The following is a 15,690-nucleotide window of genomic DNA, read 5'->3' as shown; positions in this document are numbered from 1 at the left end:
CCACTTTCCTTACGCTTCAATATTGAAACTAATATCAAGTGCTTTCACTGAATGTGTTAACAATCCAAGTGAAATATAATCTACCCCTGTTTTTCCATATTTCGATAAATCTTCAACTGTAATGCCACCTGACGCTTCCGTAACAATGGCGCTTGGCACAATCTTTGAAAACTCTCGAATTTCATCTGGTGTACGGTTATCAAACATAATAATATCCGCACCGGCTGCTACTGCCTCTCTCACTTGCTCCTCCGTTTCTGTTTCCACTTCTACTTTCACCATATGTCCTAATTTTTCTTTCACCGATGTAACAGCTTTTGTAATAGAACCAGCAAACGCAATATGATTGTCTTTAATCATGACACCGTCATATAAACCGAAGCGGTGGTTAAACCCACCTCCGCACACGACTGCATATTTATCAAACATACGTAGCCCAGGCATCGTTTTTCGCGTATCACAAATGCGAGTATGACTACTATCTAACGCAAGAACCGCTTTACGTGTCATCGTGGCTATCCCACTCATACGCTGAATAACGTTTAATATAACGCGCTCTGCTGTTAATAACGAGGCAATCGGGCCTTGCACAGTTGCAATGATTTCGCCTTTTTCTACAAGATCTCCATCTTTTTTATGAAGCTCAACTTCAATTCTCTCATCAATTAATGTAAATCCTACCTCAATTACGAAACGTCCTACAAAGACCCCTGTATCTTTCGCAAGAAACGTTCCTTTCGAAAGCAAGTTATCTGGAAAAATAAGCTGAGATGTTACATCTCCTTCTCCTATATCTTCTAGAAAAAATCGATTTAATGCTTCTTTCACTTTTATCGTGTTCATAAAACCCCTCTTCCCCTCATCACACAAGTTGTAGTTTTCTTTTCACTCGAACAATCTCTTTCTTTACTTTATTTCTATCTGGATAGTCACTTCTGTAATGACCACCTATACTCTCTTCTCTTTGCAGAGCCGATACAACTATAAGCTCACAAACTGTTAACATATTAATAAGTGTTATCTCTTCATTTGTAAGAACATTATGTTGCAATATCATATTTTGAACACCGTACTTACTAAGCCATCTCTTCGCATAAGATAAACTTTGCTCTGTTCGCACAATTCCAACATAGTTCATCATGCATTCTTGTATCTCTTCTTTCGCCGGCAAATGCTTCAGAACGATAAATTTGTCTTCCTTCTCTGTTAGACCCTTCATTCTTTCTTTTGCAGTTCTAGATAAAATATGTTGTCCGATTCTTTTCCCAAACACAAGACCTTCTAATAATGAGTTACTCGCTAACCTATTTGCGCCGTGAACTCCATTACAAGCTACTTCACCAACTGCGTATAAGTTAGAAATAGATGTTTCTCCATCACAGTTCGTTTTCACACCGCCCATATGAAAATGAGCACCTGGCACGACTGGAATACGTTTTTTATTTATATCGACACCATTCGTTTTACATATTGATGACACGGTCGGAAAACGTTGTTCAAAGTTTTGAATCATTTCGATGTTTAAGTACACTTTTTCACCCGCAAGTAACTGTTCATAAATAGCCCTTGCCACTACATCACGCGGGGCTAGATCCTGTTCAGGATGTATCTCCATCATAAAACGCTGTCCTTTTCCATTTATAAGGACAGCTCCTTCACCACGAACAGCTTCAGAAACGAGGCCACAACATCGCCCGCCCGCGTATAACATCGTCGGATGAAATTGTATAAACTCTAAATCTACAAGTTCCCCACCTGCGCGGTACACCATTGCAAGTCCATCGCCTGTAATCGTCTCGTCATTAGAGGTGAAAGCGTATAAACCACCAATTCCTCCTGTTGCTAGCACCGTATAATCTGCATCGTAACGCTTCAGTTCCCCTTCATTATTTCGCGTTAAAACTCCAACACATTTATCTTTTTCTATAATAAAATCGAGCACCATTTCCTGTTCCACTACTGTAACGTACGGAGCTACTTCTTGAATGAGATGCTCTAATAAATTCTTTCCTGTTGCATCTCCGCCCGCATGTAAAATACGACGTTTTCGGTGTGCCCCTTCTTTTCCAAGATGAGGACCTGATTCGTCTCCATCAAATTTCATTCCACTTGCAATGATAGTGCGTATTTCTTTCGGCCCCTCATCAACTAAATAACGGACCGCTTCTTCATTGTTATAATGACATCCTGCCACCAATGTATCTTCAAAATGACCATTTGGATTGTCATATGTAGCAACAGCTGCTGCAATTCCACCTTGGGCTAAATGTGTATTATTATTACGTTCTGTCTTCTTTGTGATAATAATCACATTCTTTTCGTGACAAATCTCTTTTGCAACACGAAGTGCCGCAACACCACTTCCAATAATTAAGACATCTGCACTTGTCATAATTGTTGCCTCCTACTTTACACTTTCCAACTGTCTTGACACCTATATTTACATAGTTTTAAAATAATGACAAGAGTTTTTTTTAATTCTTATTTTCACTACCATTTAAAACTACAAGGAATGTAACTCTTACTAGAGAGAGGAACCTACATGATGATATATCTTGACTATGCAGCTACTACACCTATGAGCGTGGAAGCATTACAAACATATACGAAAGCAGCAATACAATACTTTGGAAATGAACAAAGTTTACATGATATTGGAGGAACAGCCTCTTCTTTATTACAATTGTGCAGAAAAACATTTGCAGAAATGATTGGAGGAAAAGAACAAGGAGTATTTTTTACAAGTGGCGGTTCAGAATCTAACTATCTTGCGATTCAATCACTTTTAAATGCTAGAAGTGGGAAACATATTATTACTACACCTATGGAACATGCATCCATTCGAAGTTATTTTCAATCTTTAAAATCGCAAGGCTATACGATTACTGAAATTCCTGTTAATAAAAGCGGACTCATACATTTAGTAGATTTAGAGGCAGCTATTACAGAAGATACTGTTTTAGCAAGTATACAGCATGGAAACTCTGAAATTGGGACTGTTCAAAACATAGCAGAAATTGGGGCCCTTTTAAAAAAATATAATATTTTATTTCATACGGATTGTGTGCAAACGTTTGGTAAACTGCCTATCCATGTTTTTGAGATGGGAATTGATAGTCTTTCTGTTTCAGCACACAAAATATACGGTCCAAAAGGTGTCGGCGCTTGCTATATAAATCCGCAAGTTCGCTGGGCACAAATATTCCCGGGAACTTCTCACGAAAAAGGATTTCGCCCAGGCACAGTGAACGTTCCTGGCATCGCATCTTTTTTAACAGCTGCTGAAAATATATTGAAAAATCAACAGGTAGAAAGTTTACGTTTTAAAGAGTTACGATCCTACTTTTTAGAGGAATTACAAACACTTCCGCTAGAAATTGAAGTAGAAGGTCATTCTACTTCTTGTTTACCACATATTATTGGGGTTACAATAAAAGGAATAGAAGGTCAATATACAATGCTAGAATGCAACCGCCGCGGTATTGCCATCTCGACCGGAAGTGCTTGCCAAGTTGGTAAACAAGAACCTTCGAAAACAATGCTTGCAATTGGAAGAACGTATGAAGAGGCTAAACAATATGTCCGCTTCTCTTTCGGACAACAAACAACGAAAGAACAAATTGATACTACTATTCATGCACTACACACAATTGGAAATCAATTTTATAGAGGTGTTAAATCATAATGAAACAAAATGAACAAAAAAAGATTTTAGGTGAAGAAAGACGACAACTTATCCTTCAGTGGCTGCTTGCTGCAAATGAACCGTTATCTGGAAACGAACTATCTAAGAAGACAAACGTAAGTAGACAAGTTATTGTGCAAGATATCTCCTTACTAAAAGCAAGAAACGAGCCAATTATTGCAACTGCTCAAGGCTATTTATATTTAAAACCACAGGAGAAGCAACAGGCTTTTGAACGCGTGATTGTATGCCAACATAAACCAGCAGAAGTACGTCAAGAACTTACAATGCTTGTTGATCATGGCGTTACGATTAAAGACGTAAAAGTTGAGCACCCTGTATACGGCGACTTAACAGCATCAATTATGGTAAGTAATCGATTTGATGTAGAGCAATATTTACAAAAAATCGAAAATACAAATGCTTCCTATCTTTCGCAACTAACAGATGGTATTCACTTACATACAATTGAAGCAGATTCTAAAGAAAAATTAGACGCTGCTTGCGAGGCTTTAGATAAAGCAGGATTTCTCGTTTATTAATGTAAAGCACAGAGTTTTTATAATTCTCTGTGCTTTTTTAATGCTATAATATTGTAATCAATCGTAAAGGAGATCGAATATGGGAATTGAACTCGTTCACTTTAGTACTGGTAAACCGAAACAAATGAAATATGGCGAAGATAAAGAAATGATAACAGGTATATGTAAAGATCCTACAGAAGAGGCCTTTCTCTCAAAAGACGGATTTCGTGGTGATGACGTAGCGGATTTAAAACATCACGGCGGTCCTGATCGCGCTGTTTGTGTGTACCCACACGAGCATTACGCACTATGGGAAGAGGAATTTCAAACTACGCTTCCAGCTTCCACATTTGGCGAAAACATTACCGTAACAAATATGTTAGAGCGTGATGTTTGCATCGGAGATACATATCAACTTGGTGAAGCAATCATTCAAGTGACACAAGCAAGAGTACCTTGTAGCACTATTTCAAAACGCCTCGGTATTCCTGGCATACTGCCGCGCATTGTAGCAACTGGATTTACTGGCTACCTATGCCGCGTTCTTCAAGAAGGTACTGTACGTAAAGATTCTAAAATCACATTGCTAAAACGTCCATCAAACAATGTATCTGTTTTGTTTTCTAACGAAATTTATTTTCATAATAGAAAAGATAAAGATGGCATTGAAAAGATTCTTGCTGTTCCTGAACTAGCCAATATTTGGCGTGGTCAGTTAGAGGATCGTCTTGCTAAGTTAAAGTAAAGAATCCCACCTATAAATGGTGGGATTTTATTTATCTATCAGACGGTATATTATCGACTGATATTATATCGATTTAACTACAAAATACGACAAATACTCTCCCTTACCCTTTACAACCAATAAGAAGAATAGCTCCCCAGCACAGTAACAGAAAAACCGAGCGCTTCAAGTTCCATCGTTACGCCTGGCAATAATACGTCATCGTATGCTTTATCGACATCGATTAAGAAAAAGTAATTTCCGAGTCCTGTTTTCATCGGGCGCGATTCGATTTTTGATAAATTTAATTTTCTCCATGCAAAAGCTGATAACACTTGATATAGCGCCCCTGCATAATCTGCAGGTAACGTTATCATAAGCGTCGTTTTCTCCCCGCGGTTTTCTCCGTTATTTGAGAGTATTGCTTTCTTTTTCTTATGGAGCACTAGGAAGCGTGTATGATTGTTTTTATGCGTATGAATGTCACGTCTTACAATTGTTAATCCGTATTTTTCTGCGGCTGCTTCATTTGCAATGGCAGCGATTTTTTCTTCAGGATGTTCTTTCACATATTGTGCAGCAGCACTTGTTGATGTCATGTCTCGAACAGTTACCCCTTTTAATTCTTCATTTAAAAACTTATGACATTGTGCGATAGCATGCGGATGTGAATGCACTGCATATACTTCTCCCCACACTTCTGCATACTGCGGATGTACGAGTAAATGTTGCTGAATTGGTACTGTAATTTCTCCTACAATAGAAAGTGGTCGCTCATGCACGAGGTAATCGACCGTTATATTTACTGAACCTTCTATTGCGTTTTCTAACGGTACGACTGCGAAATCTACACTTTCATTTGCGGCTGCATCTATACAATCCGGAATCGTTCGATACGGTACATGCTCTGCTTCCGGAAAAAAACGACTCACCGCCATATTTGTAAATGTTGCTTCTGGTCCTAAATATCCTACTCGAATCATCGTCTTTTCCCCTCTTTTTCGTTTTCTTACTGTTATACCATACTTTTTTATATTCTTCTATGTAAATTTCGAATATTAAAAAAAGACTAGCATTCGCTAGTCTAAATGTTTCTTATATTCTCTTTGAGCGAAGAAGAAATAAACGATGCATGCAGCGATATAATACAGAATAAACAAGCCTACTTTTTCTAATGATCCATCCATAAAGAAAGTATTATGAAACGTATATAACGCAACTGCACTATGCATACTCCCTACTATAATTGGCGCAAAAAATAGCATACATAATTGCCAGCGAGAAATTTCCCATACTTCTTCCTTCGTCATTCCAAGTTTAGAGAGTGCACCATAATGCTTTCGGTCCGATGCAATATTATGAAACCATTTAAAATATACGATACTACATGAAGTAAGAAAGAATAATATACTAATGAATGAGCCTACAAATAGAGTAATATCGCCGCCTTCTTTCATATTTACATATAACTCCATATTACTTCGAAACGCATTATTATTATCTTGTTTCATATGTTTCCGTAAATCTTCATTTAATTTCTTCGTCTTTTCGATATTTGGTAATGTGTAGCCTCTATATATCATTTTTTCAGAATCGAGAACCTGATTTGCTATACTGTCAAAATCTTCATCATTCATAACGAAGAACAGACCATTAATGTACGAAGGGTGATAGTTAAATTGAACCCCTTCTTTCTGACCGTTAAATACGAATGAATATGGTTGACTCATTACTTGCAATTGAATCTCTTTTTGATTATATACATTCGAATTATTGTATTTATTATAATAAACGAGTGTCACTGTACCTTTTTTAGGACGATACATTTTCTGTTTTTGTTTCCTTGCTTCTTGGTTATATTCACTTTCCTTTATAAGCGGTGCTATTGTTGTTTCTCCTTTATTAGACCGAAAGGATGCATACACTCCAACAAAACTCATATATTGAAAATCATCATACCCGTATTGATTCAGTAATTTTTCAACCGCACCTTCCTCAAAGACTTCATGAGTAGAAATACCTTTTTCTATGTATGAAAACGAGTGTACCCCTCCAGTTCGCCACATATCTTGCATGCTAGAAAAATATAAGAACACCGTACCTGTTGCCGTAACTACAAACGTCGTTGCCATAGACATCAGAAAGAAAAAGCGACCATTTTCTTTCATTCGATGTGACAATTGGTTTACTATAAATAAATACGGATATGTATACATAATCTTTTTATTTCGTTTTATTATTTCTAATATTTGAGCAGTTCCGTGTGTAAAAGAAAAATAAGTTCCGAAAAAGACAAGTATAGACACAGGAAAAAAATAGAATGCTATCGTTGGCATCGTCGCTTGTAACGCTAACGCATATCCTATACCTAAACAAATAAAACCGAATATACAAAGCCACATTGATGTTTTCTTCTCTTTTTTATCTGTTCGAAATTCTTTCAATAACCGAATGATTTTTATATTCCATATGCGTAAAGCACTTATAAAAGATAAGACAATAAAAACGACCATATATGTAACAAACGTTACCCCAATTGCTCTCACATCAAATATGACAGGGAGTTCTTTCGGAAGGCCCAGTAACATACTAAATACCATAAAAAAGAGTTTCAAAAAGATCATACCAAGCCCAACCCCGAAAATATTCGCGAAAATCCCGATTAATATTTGCTCGGTCATTATCACTCCTATTACGTTAGACTTCGTCGCTCCCATTAACATATATAACCCTAATTCTTTCTTACGTGCCTCTATGAAAATAGAAGTAGAGTACAAAATAAATATGACGAAAAAAGAAATGACTATAACATTACATATAATAAGTCCCCAGCGTACGTTTTGATACCACATTGTCTCCTGCATATACGGATGTACAATGACAGACATGTATGCAAAAGACGCAAATATCGCAAAACAACTGCTTAAGAAAAACACTTTATAATTACGCCAATTTCCTTTTATATTTTGCAGCGCTAGTTGCCGAATGTTCATCTATCGTCCCCCTATAACTTACTACATAAGCAAAAAGCTAGAGGTTTCTCTAGCTTTGCACGTGTTTCAAATATCCTCTTTGTGCAATCATAAAGTAAATCGCAGAAGCTATAACGTATGTTCCAATTACAATCGCACCTGATTTCCATAAATCAATATAAAGCATTTTCCCTAACGTATGAAGAGCAAACCCACTATGAATGGCACCGATTAAAATTGGGATAAAGAAGATAACGCCCATTTGACGAATTGCAATTTTACGAATTTCTTTATCTGTCATACCGATTCTCTTTAACGATTTAAATTGAATACGATCTTGTTCTTTATCGTTAAACCATTTAAAGTATGTCATACTACAAGCGAAGAAGAAGAATAGTACCGCTACGAAGAAACCGATGAACATTGTAATTGCTCCTGATTCCCTTATATTTTTATAAGCGAGCACCGAGTTATTTAACTCCTCTTGCTTATCTGATGCAATCTCCTTTTTCAAATCTAACACAAGGTCTTCCGTACTTTTCCAGTCCTCTATATAATAACCGTAATATTTCGTCTTTTCTTCATCTGGTACAAGCTTTGCGTATTTCTCAAAATCTTGATCGTTCACAATGAGATATTCACTATCATTAAAAACAGAAAATGAAGTTGGCTCATTTAATTGAACAGATTGCTTTTGTCCGTTAATTTTAATTTCATACGGTTTCGTACGATCTATCTTCATCATATCGTTCGCCATATCCATTATGACCATCGTTGCACTACCTGGTGCATTATGAACTTCTCTAACTTGCTCTCTCTTTTGTTTACGTACTTCAGCGTTATATTCTTTTTCTGAAACAATCGCCATTGGCATCTCATGTTCACTGTTAAACATTGTGATTTTTTGCGTTCCAGGAAGTTTTACGTACGTTACTTCTCGCGCTTCTTCAAATCCGTGTTTTTTTATTAATTCTTTTGTTTTTCCCTCTTTTATGACATTATGCGTATGGATTCCCTTTTCCTCATAAGAAATAGCATGCGGGGTACTAGTTACTGCCTTATAACTCATATCCTCAAAAAATACGTACAGCGTACCAACTGCTGAAGATACAACCGCCGTAATGATAGAAATTACAAATAGAAAACGGGCATTATCTTTCATTTTATAAATAAGATTGCTAAGTACGAACATATTTGGATATGTATAAAAAGATTTTTTTCGTTTTTGCAATGCCTTTAATACGACTGTACTACCTTGTGTAAATAGTAAATAAGTTCCGCCTATCGTCAGCCCTACAATCGGTAAAAACAGGATGACAAAATTCATAAATGTTACTTGGAAGCTAAGTACATATGCAACAATAATACATCCTATACCAACTACGCATAACCATGTAAACGCAAAAGGTTCTACTTTCTGTTTTCTTGCTTCTCTTAATAAATCAATAATTTGCAAGCGTCCTACTGTCCAAACGCTAAACAATGATAGAATTAAAAATAGAATAAAGTATACACCCGCTGTAATCAAAACCGCTTTACTATTCCATACGAGTGGAAGTGTTTTATCTATTTTCAATATTACGCTTAATGCTTGGAAGAATAATTTTGAACAAAGCATACCAAGTCCAATACCTACTACAATTGCAATACTACCTAACATAAGCTGTTCTAATATAATCATTCGGCCAAGTTGTGATTTTGTTCCGCCTATTAATGTTAATAGACCAAACTCTTTTTTCCTTGCTCTTAAAAATGTTGAATTTGCATATAAAATAAAAAGTGCTGAGAAGATGACTACAATATAATTCATCGATTCTAACCCTTTTGAAATCATCTCCCTCATACTAATATTACCGCTTACGACATCTGGATGATAAATGAAGGAAGCATACATGAAAAATACGACAATCGATAAACAACTGCTAATAAGAAACGCTTTATAATTACGCCAATTTCCTTTTACGTTATTAAGCGCGAGCTGGCGAAAGTTCATGATATTCTCCTCCTAGCATCGCAAGTACGTCCAAAATTTCTTGGAAAAAGGCTTGTTTCGTTCTTCCCTTATGTATTTCTGAGAAAATCTCTCCATCACGTATGAAAAGAATACGTTCGCAATAACTCGCCGCTACTGGATCATGCGTTACCATTGCAATTGTTACTTTCTTTTGTTCATGCAAATCTTGCAACGCGCTCATTAATGATTTTGCCGACTTAGAATCTAAGTTTCCAGTTGGCTCATCCGCTAAGATTAACGTCGGTTCATGAATAATCGCTCTCGCAGCTGCTGCACGTTGTTGTTGGCCGCCTGATACTTCATATACTTTTTTATTTAAAATGCCTTCGATATTTAAAAACTTTGCAATTTCAAGCACTTTTGCATCGATTTCATTTACAGATTTCTTCGCCATTACAAGTGGTAAAATGATATTTTCTTTAATCGATAGCGTATCAAGTAAGTTAAAATCTTGGAAAATGAATCCTAAATGTGTACGGCGAAACTCCGCTAATTTTGCAGCACGCATTTGATTAATTTCTTCGCCATTTACAAGCACATGACCTGAAGTTTGCTTATCAATTGTTGCTAATAAATTTAAAAGCGTTGTTTTTCCGCTTCCTGAAGGACCCATAATCCCTACAAATTCACCTTCTTCTATTTTAAAATTTATATCATTTAAAGCAGTCGTCGCTACTGAACCTTTTGATTGATACACCTTCGTTAATCCTTTTACTTCAAGAACACTCATTTCTAATCCCCCTATGTGTTTTCTTCTTACATTTACTATAAGAAAAATAAGAAAAAGAAACGAGTGATTTCCCTTACAAAACGTTTTGTTATCTTACAGTTTTGTCATTTTTCTCATTAATGTATGATATTCTTCATCTTTTGCAAATTGGAACGTAAATGTTGTCCCTTCCCCTTCAGCCGATTGCACATAAATACCGTGATGTAAATTATCACAAATTTCCTTCGTAATATATAAACCCATTCCAGTCGCTTCTCTCGTTTTACGGCCATTTATCCCCGTAAAGAACGGATCAAATATACGCTTTACATCTTGCTCCGGAATACCGATTCCATTGTCTTTAATATGTAATAACACCTTTTGATCTTTCTCTTCAATTTGAAATTGAATTTCCTTTTTCTCTGCTTCTGAAATTCTCGTATACTTAATTGCATTTACAACAATTTGCCCTATAGCAATACTAAGCCATTTTCTATCAGATGCAACCATACAAGTATCTTCTTCAAACATTACTTTCGGAAATACAGACGATTGAATGAAAGACTTTCGATTTTCATTAATAATACCTCGAATAATATCTATCACATTTACTACTTCTACTTTATAATCTTTCGCAAATTGCTCTAACCTTGCCATATGTAACGCTAAATCTAAACCATTTAGTATACGGTTATTTTCTTCACGAATACTTTCAACTGTTGCTCTCGCTTCACGATGCTCTTTACCAAACTTCTGTAATAGTAACTCAATAACAGATACTGGTGTCTTCATTTGATGAATCCATTGGTTCATAAATATCATTTGCTGTTGCTCTTTCGCATGCTGTTTATGAACTTCATTCATATATTGCTGTCTTAATAGCGTAAAAGATTCAACGATCATCTCTTGTTCTGTCGTATACGAAGTATCAATAAGTAAAGAATCATGTAATGTATTTCCATCAGCAACATATTTTTCGATTCTCTTTAAAAAAACACTTCTTTTTCGGTAATCGTAAATGAGGTATACAGTAAACACAACTGTCCCTAATAAAAGTCCGTATAACCACGTACTCCAATCAATTGATCTTTTTTCTAAAAGACTTTGCAACTGCAATACGAGTCCAAATAAACAAAGACTTACAACATAAGAAAGAAGTAAAGCAAAGCGGTCTATGAGGTAACTTTTAACCTGCATGCCCTTCACTCCACTCTGTAAGAAGCGCATAACCGTATCCACGTTTCGTTACAATCGCATTTTTAATACCTAGCTCCTCTAGTTTCTTCCTTACGCGCTTTACATTCACAGTCAGTGTATTATCATCAACAAAAGCTACTTCATCCCACAGAGCTTCTAACAATTCTTCACGCGTTACATATTGATTCGCTTGTTTCATTAAACACTCTAATAAGTAAAATTCATTTTTTGTCAGCTCTGTTTGTTGCCCTTGCCACTCAACAACGTGTTGGGACGGGAATAACAAAAGTCCATTCACACCTAAACAATCACTTTCTGCCGCAGAAGCATACTCACCATACCCACGTCGAAGTGCACTTTTCACCTTAGCCATGACAATATCTAAATGGAATGGCTTTGTAATGTAATCATCTCCGCCATTTTCAATTGCCATTACTTGATCCATTTCCCCTGTTCTTGCAGAAACAAAAATAATCGGCGCATTCGATACAGTGCGGATTTGACGACACCAATAGAAACCATCAAAATATGGTAAATTGATATCCAGTAATACGAGATGTGGATTCACTTTTACGAATTCATCTTTTATATGACGTAAATCAATTGCTCTAAATGATTGATAGCCATACCTTTCTAAATGCTCCTCTAATATTCCCGCAATTTTCTCATCGTCTTCTACAATTAATATTTTATACATGTTATCTTTCTCCCCATAAATATTCTTCTAAAATTACTTCTTTTTCTATTATAAATTGAAAATTTAATTAGTGGGGATTTTTTCCTATCTTCGTAATTTTTAACTAGCAGCCTGATTCACACCTAACTTCTTTGCTTCAGCTGAATTTTGAGGCGGGAATCTTACTACTTGCAAATAGCAGAATAAAAAAAAAGACCGCCATACTTTGGCAGTCTTAATCGATAAATTCAAATTCATATTCAAGAATTTTTACAATATCTCCGTCTTTTGCACCACGTGCACGAAGCGCTTCATCAATACCCATTCCGCGCATTTGGCGAGCGAAACGACGTATAGATTCATCACGTGAGAAGTCAGTCATTTTGAATGTCTTCTCGATATCATAACCAGAAATAACAAACGTGCCGTCACTTTCACGTGTAATTTCAAATTTAAGACTTTCAGCATCAAATTTATACATTACACTTGCTTCAGACTCTTCAACAACATCGTACATTGGGAATTCTGGTGTTGTTTCTAATAAGTTCGCTACTTCAAATAGTAAATCACGAACACCTTGTTTCGTTACAGCTGAGATTGGGAAGATTTTTACTTCGTCTCCCACTTTCTCTTTAAATGCTTGTAAGTTTTCTTCTGCATCCGGCATATCCATTTTGTTTGCTACAACAACTTGTGGACGCTCTGTTAAACGCATATTATATTCTTTTAATTCATTATTAATTGTGACATAATCTTCATATGGCTCACGGCCTTCTAAACCAGACATATCGATAACATGTACAATTACACGTGTACGTTCGATATGACGTAAGAATTGGTGTCCAAGTCCGACGCCAGCATGTGCGCCTTCAATTAGTCCAGGAAGGTCAGCCATAACGAAGCTGCGGTTATCACCAGTTTCAACAACACCAAGATTAGGAACGATTGTTGTAAAGTGATACTCTGCAATTTTCGGACGCGCTGATGATACAACAGATAATAATGTAGATTTACCTACACTTGGGAATCCAACAAGTCCAACGTCTGCTAGCACTTTAAGTTCTAGAATGACATCACGTTCTTGACCTGGTTCTCCGTTCTCAGCGATTTCAGGTGCTGGATTCGTAGCTGTTGCGAAACGCGAGTTACCACGGCCACCTCGGCCACCTCTTGCGATTACAGCTGTTTGTTCATGCGTTACTAAATCGGCAAGAATTTGACCTGTTTTTTCATCTTTTACTATTGTTCCTGGTGGAACCTTTACGATTAAATCTTCAGATTTACGTCCGTGCTGACCTTTACTCATTCCGTGCTGACCACGATCAGCTTTGAAATGACGTTGGTAGCGGAAGTCCATTAATGTACGTAAGCCTTCCTCAACAACGAAAACAACATCTGCGCCTTTACCACCGTCGCCACCTGCTGGGCCACCTTTTGGAACATACTTCTCGCGACGATACGCAACCATTCCGTTACCACCGTCGCCACCTTTTACATATATCTTGACCTGATCTACAAACATTATTTCACCACACTTTTTTCGATTGGTTGTAATATTACTGAGACTTCTTCGTCTCGTACTGTATAAGAAATGGAATACCATTTATTGTTTTGGTTCGCAAGCCAATTCTGTAGTTCTTCTACACTCGTTAGCTTACCACGAAAATCAAAAAAGAAACGAGCATTCTCCGCGTCACATTCAATTGTGATACAAACATAATTTTCAACATATACGTCTAAACTATGCTGAAGCATTGAGAAGAATTGATTCGCCCATATACATACAGTCTCATCTAAGTGAGATAAGTTATGTAATTCTCCTAATACTTCGTACTCCAATAAGCACGGCTGCTGTTTCCAATTATATGTTAAAATCCACTCTGAAAATAAAGGCATTGATAACCCCATCAGATTGGATTCTTGTCTCGCTTCTTGGACAAAACGATCGATGAGCCGATGAATCTCTTCCACTTTTCCAAGGGAAAGGTTTCCTTTAACCATCTGCATACGATTGAGCCAATCATGTCTTGAATGACGCAACGCATCTATAATTGTCCATTTTTCATTCATTTAGATACCCCTTAATATAGAAAAACTCTAACCTGCACTCAGGTTAGAGTTTTCCGTGAGTTCTTATGCTTCTTGAGCAACAGGATATACGCTCACTTGTTTGCGGTCACGGCCAAGACGCTCGAAGCGTACTACGCCGTCAACTTTCGCGTATAAAGTGTCATCGCCACCACGACCAACGTTAACACCTGGATAAATTTTTGTACCGCGTTGACGGTAAAGAATTGAACCACCTGAAACCGTTTGACCATCTGCGCGTTTAGCACCAAGACGTTTTGACTGAGAGTCACGACCGTTCTTTGTACTACCTACACCTTTCTTAGATGCGAAAAACTGAAGATCTAATCTTAACATACGTTACACCTCCTGCACTTTTTCTATTAAACGGATATACTTTCCGTAATCAAGTTCGATCGTCTTTAGCGAAACAACTAATCCTTCTAAAAGCGTTTGAGCTTTTTCTGCTGCATGAACGTCTAAATCATTAGGCAATTCATACGTTAAGAATCCACCATTACTTCCGAGTTCAATAGTTGCCTGCACATTACAAAGCTCTTCCACTGCATTTATAGAACCAAACACAACCGCTGTAGTTCCCGCACAGACAAGGTCTTGTCCATGTGGCGCATAATCGGCATGTCCAGTCATTTTAAATGATTGGATACTTCCTAATTTCGTGCGACTTATCGTAATTTTAATCATGTTAACCTGAATTAAGCGTTGATAGCTTCAACAACTAGCTTAGTGTAAGGTTGACGATGACCTTGTTTCTTACGATTGTTCTTTTTCGCTTTGTATTTGAAAACGATGATTTTCTTAGCGCGACCTTGTTTTTCAACTTTAGCAGTCACTGTTGCGCCTTCTACAACTGGGCTACCAACTTTAACGTTTTCGCCACCAACGAAAAGAACTTTGTCAAAAGTAACAGTTTCACCAGCTTCAACATCTAATTTTTCAATGTAGATTGCTTGACCAGCTTCAACTTTAATTTGTTTTCCACCTGTTTCGATAATTGCGTACATACTTGCACCTCCTCTTAATTACTAAGACTCGCCAAAAACGAGGTAGACATAAATGCCTTTAGGGAACCTGTCTTGTGCGGTTGTAGCATATAGCCGT

Annotated in this window: 16 protein-coding genes and 1 other annotated feature; of the genes, 3 read left to right on the top strand and 13 right to left on the bottom strand. The window is 36.9% G+C overall.

Translation table 11 applies throughout. The features are described from left to right. Positions 1 to 9: 9 nt before the first annotated feature. Both nadC and nadB read right to left on the bottom strand, forming a co-directional pair. Positions 10 to 843 (bottom strand): carboxylating nicotinate-nucleotide diphosphorylase, encoded by an 834-nt coding sequence (gene nadC / locus ACS2MN_RS18125; RefSeq protein WP_087950716.1) that lies wholly within the window; start codon positions 841 to 843, stop codon positions 10 to 12. Between the two features lie 19 nt (positions 844 to 862). After that, a complete protein-coding gene (gene nadB / locus ACS2MN_RS18120) occupies positions 863 to 2,392 on the bottom strand; it encodes an L-aspartate oxidase (protein ID WP_000199446.1) in 1,530 nt (509 codons plus the stop codon). A gap of 150 nt (positions 2,393 to 2,542) precedes the next feature. Here nadB and ACS2MN_RS18115 point away from each other — a divergent pair, with 150 nt between their 5' ends. The 3 genes from ACS2MN_RS18115 to ACS2MN_RS18105 all read left to right on the top strand — a co-directional run bounded on the left by ACS2MN_RS18115 (position 2,543) and on the right by ACS2MN_RS18105 (position 4,954). Beyond that, entirely contained in the window at positions 2,543 to 3,685 is a 1,143-nt protein-coding gene (locus ACS2MN_RS18115) for an IscS subfamily cysteine desulfurase (protein WP_000973791.1), read from the top strand. Continuing rightward, positions 3,685 to 4,227, top strand: a complete 543-nt coding sequence (locus tag ACS2MN_RS18110) for a transcription repressor NadR (protein WP_000812272.1) — start codon at positions 3,685 to 3,687, stop codon at positions 4,225 to 4,227. Before ACS2MN_RS18115 ends, ACS2MN_RS18110 begins: the two co-directional genes overlap by 1 nt. A 79-nt stretch (positions 4,228 to 4,306) precedes the next feature. Further along, entirely contained in the window at positions 4,307 to 4,954 is a 648-nt protein-coding gene (locus ACS2MN_RS18105) for an MOSC domain-containing protein (RefSeq protein WP_000510705.1), read from the top strand. Between the two features lie 110 nt (positions 4,955 to 5,064). Here the strand turns inward: ACS2MN_RS18105 and pheA are convergent, their stop codons facing one another. From pheA to rplU, 11 genes are all read right to left on the bottom strand, one after another. Further along, on the bottom strand, positions 5,065 to 5,916 hold the full coding sequence (gene pheA / locus ACS2MN_RS18100; protein WP_000621712.1) for a prephenate dehydratase: 852 nt from the start codon (positions 5,914 to 5,916) through the stop codon (positions 5,065 to 5,067). A gap of 96 nt (positions 5,917 to 6,012) precedes the next feature. Beyond that, the gene (locus ACS2MN_RS18095; protein ID WP_098805675.1) at positions 6,013 to 7,926 is read right to left on the bottom strand and encodes an ABC transporter permease; all 1,914 of its coding nucleotides are present in this window, start codon (positions 7,924 to 7,926) and stop codon (positions 6,013 to 6,015) included. A gap of 49 nt (positions 7,927 to 7,975) precedes the next feature. Continuing rightward, positions 7,976 to 9,898 carry an ABC transporter permease gene (locus ACS2MN_RS18090; RefSeq protein ID WP_001011399.1) on the bottom strand — a complete coding sequence of 641 codons (1,923 nt, stop codon included), beginning with the start codon at positions 9,896 to 9,898 and terminating at the stop codon, positions 7,976 to 7,978. Next, the gene (locus ACS2MN_RS18085) at positions 9,873 to 10,649 is read right to left on the bottom strand and encodes an ABC transporter ATP-binding protein (RefSeq protein WP_000114533.1); all 777 of its coding nucleotides are present in this window, start codon (positions 10,647 to 10,649) and stop codon (positions 9,873 to 9,875) included. Before ACS2MN_RS18085 ends, ACS2MN_RS18090 begins: the two co-directional genes overlap by 26 nt. A gap of 93 nt (positions 10,650 to 10,742) precedes the next feature. Then, positions 10,743 to 11,825 carry a HAMP domain-containing histidine kinase gene (locus ACS2MN_RS18080; protein ID WP_001197402.1) on the bottom strand — a complete coding sequence of 361 codons (1,083 nt, stop codon included), beginning with the start codon at positions 11,823 to 11,825 and terminating at the stop codon, positions 10,743 to 10,745. Next, positions 11,815 to 12,522: a response regulator transcription factor gene (locus ACS2MN_RS18075; protein ID WP_000276708.1), complete on the bottom strand. Its 708-nt coding sequence runs from the start codon at positions 12,520 to 12,522 to the stop codon at positions 11,815 to 11,817. The genes ACS2MN_RS18080 and ACS2MN_RS18075 overlap by 11 nt, the downstream gene beginning before the upstream one ends. A 214-nt stretch (positions 12,523 to 12,736) precedes the next feature. Further along, on the bottom strand, positions 12,737 to 14,023 hold the full coding sequence (gene obgE, locus ACS2MN_RS18070) for a GTPase ObgE (protein WP_000497121.1): 1,287 nt from the start codon (positions 14,021 to 14,023) through the stop codon (positions 12,737 to 12,739). After that, positions 14,023 to 14,571 carry a sporulation initiation phosphotransferase B gene (locus tag ACS2MN_RS18065; protein WP_001003571.1) on the bottom strand — a complete coding sequence of 183 codons (549 nt, stop codon included), beginning with the start codon at positions 14,569 to 14,571 and terminating at the stop codon, positions 14,023 to 14,025. Before ACS2MN_RS18065 ends, obgE begins: the two co-directional genes overlap by 1 nt. Positions 14,572 to 14,634: 63 nt before the next feature. Continuing rightward, complete coding sequence (gene rpmA / locus ACS2MN_RS18060) at positions 14,635 to 14,925, bottom strand: 50S ribosomal protein L27 (RefSeq protein ID WP_000944957.1); 291 nt, start codon at positions 14,923 to 14,925, stop codon at positions 14,635 to 14,637. 3 nt (positions 14,926 to 14,928) lie between these two features. Then, positions 14,929 to 15,273, bottom strand: coding sequence for a ribosomal-processing cysteine protease Prp (locus ACS2MN_RS18055; RefSeq protein ID WP_098805674.1), 345 nt, complete (start codon positions 15,271 to 15,273; stop codon positions 14,929 to 14,931). Positions 15,274 to 15,284: 11 nt separating this feature from the next. Beyond that, positions 15,285 to 15,593, bottom strand: a complete 309-nt coding sequence (gene rplU, locus ACS2MN_RS18050) for a 50S ribosomal protein L21 (RefSeq protein WP_000270907.1) — start codon at positions 15,591 to 15,593, stop codon at positions 15,285 to 15,287. A 14-nt stretch (positions 15,594 to 15,607) separates the two neighbouring features. After that, positions 15,608 to 15,685, bottom strand: a sequence feature (ribosomal protein L21 leader region). Positions 15,686 to 15,690: the final 5 nt, after the last annotated feature.

The sequence above is a fragment of the Bacillus cereus group sp. BceL062 genome, from assembly GCF_051780025.1.
Taxonomy (GTDB): Bacteria; Bacillota; Bacilli; order Bacillales; family Bacillaceae_G; genus Bacillus_A; species Bacillus_A toyonensis.
This window is presented reverse-complemented; position numbering and strand designations above follow the sequence as displayed.

Excerpts from the sequence above, each read along its gene's own strand:
- rplU (WP_000270907.1), bottom strand. The coding sequence starts at position 15,593 with ATGTACGCAATTATCGAAACAGGTGGAAAACAAATTAAAGTTGAAGCT.
- nadC (WP_087950716.1), bottom strand. The coding sequence starts at position 843 with ATGAACACGATAAAAGTGAAAGAAGCATTAAATCGATTTTTTCTAGAA.
- nadB (WP_000199446.1), bottom strand. The coding sequence starts at position 2,392 with ATGACAAGTGCAGATGTCTTAATTATTGGAAGTGGTGTTGCGGCACTT.
- ACS2MN_RS18115 (WP_000973791.1), top strand. The coding sequence starts at position 2,543 with ATGATGATATATCTTGACTATGCAGCTACTACACCTATGAGCGTGGAA.
- ACS2MN_RS18085 (WP_000114533.1), bottom strand. The coding sequence starts at position 10,649 with ATGAGTGTTCTTGAAGTAAAAGGATTAACGAAGGTGTATCAATCAAAA.
- pheA (WP_000621712.1), bottom strand. The coding sequence starts at position 5,916 with ATGATTCGAGTAGGATATTTAGGACCAGAAGCAACATTTACAAATATG.
- ACS2MN_RS18090 (WP_001011399.1), bottom strand. The coding sequence starts at position 9,898 with ATGAACTTTCGCCAGCTCGCGCTTAATAACGTAAAAGGAAATTGGCGT.
- ACS2MN_RS18065 (WP_001003571.1), bottom strand. The coding sequence starts at position 14,571 with ATGAATGAAAAATGGACAATTATAGATGCGTTGCGTCATTCAAGACAT.
- ACS2MN_RS18110 (WP_000812272.1), top strand. The coding sequence starts at position 3,685 with ATGAAACAAAATGAACAAAAAAAGATTTTAGGTGAAGAAAGACGACAA.
- ACS2MN_RS18095 (WP_098805675.1), bottom strand. The coding sequence starts at position 7,926 with ATGAACATTCGGCAACTAGCGCTGCAAAATATAAAAGGAAATTGGCGT.
- rpmA (WP_000944957.1), bottom strand. The coding sequence starts at position 14,925 with ATGTTAAGATTAGATCTTCAGTTTTTCGCATCTAAGAAAGGTGTAGGT.
- ACS2MN_RS18075 (WP_000276708.1), bottom strand. The coding sequence starts at position 12,522 with ATGTATAAAATATTAATTGTAGAAGACGATGAGAAAATTGCGGGAATA.
- obgE (WP_000497121.1), bottom strand. The coding sequence starts at position 14,023 with ATGTTTGTAGATCAGGTCAAGATATATGTAAAAGGTGGCGACGGTGGT.
- ACS2MN_RS18080 (WP_001197402.1), bottom strand. The coding sequence starts at position 11,825 with ATGCAGGTTAAAAGTTACCTCATAGACCGCTTTGCTTTACTTCTTTCT.
- ACS2MN_RS18105 (WP_000510705.1), top strand. The coding sequence starts at position 4,307 with ATGGGAATTGAACTCGTTCACTTTAGTACTGGTAAACCGAAACAAATG.
- ACS2MN_RS18055 (WP_098805674.1), bottom strand. The coding sequence starts at position 15,273 with ATGATTAAAATTACGATAAGTCGCACGAAATTAGGAAGTATCCAATCA.